The organism is Paraburkholderia sp. SIMBA_030, from assembly GCF_046535245.1.
GTDB lineage: Bacteria > Pseudomonadota > Gammaproteobacteria > Burkholderiales > Burkholderiaceae > Paraburkholderia.
On sequence record NZ_JAWRXB010000174.1, the window covers coordinates 1 to 347 of the forward strand.

General features: G+C 40.6%; 1 protein-coding gene. It reads right to left on the minus strand.

The genetic code is table 11. From position 1 onward, the window contains the following. A partial coding sequence (locus tag SB772_RS39545) for a MobA/MobL family protein (protein ID WP_410838457.1) occupies positions 1–325 on the minus strand: 325 nt, incomplete at its 3' end. Between the last annotated feature and the right edge of the window lie 22 nt (positions 326–347).

The window sequence follows — 347 nt, forward strand, 5'->3', positions numbered from 1 at the left end:
ATTGATAAGCATGTTTTTCACCAATTTCTTGATGAATCCACTCTTTAATCAATTCATGGCGTTGGTCTGCTGTTAGCTCTCTTGGTAAAGCAATCACATGCTCTCGATAAGATGTACCATTTTTTCGCTCTTTATCATCGGACATTTTCCAGAAAAAATTGGGGTCAGTTTGTGCCCATTTAGGCATGTTTCCGTACCCTGTTCCTTCCAACTTTTCTAGGCCGTCGTTATACTTAGCATATTTACCCTCGCGTGCAATATATTGGGCATGAGGGCCTCCTTTACCTTTGACTCCCACCGAGACACTTAATCTACCGATTGCCATTTTTTTGCTCTTTTGTTTTTAG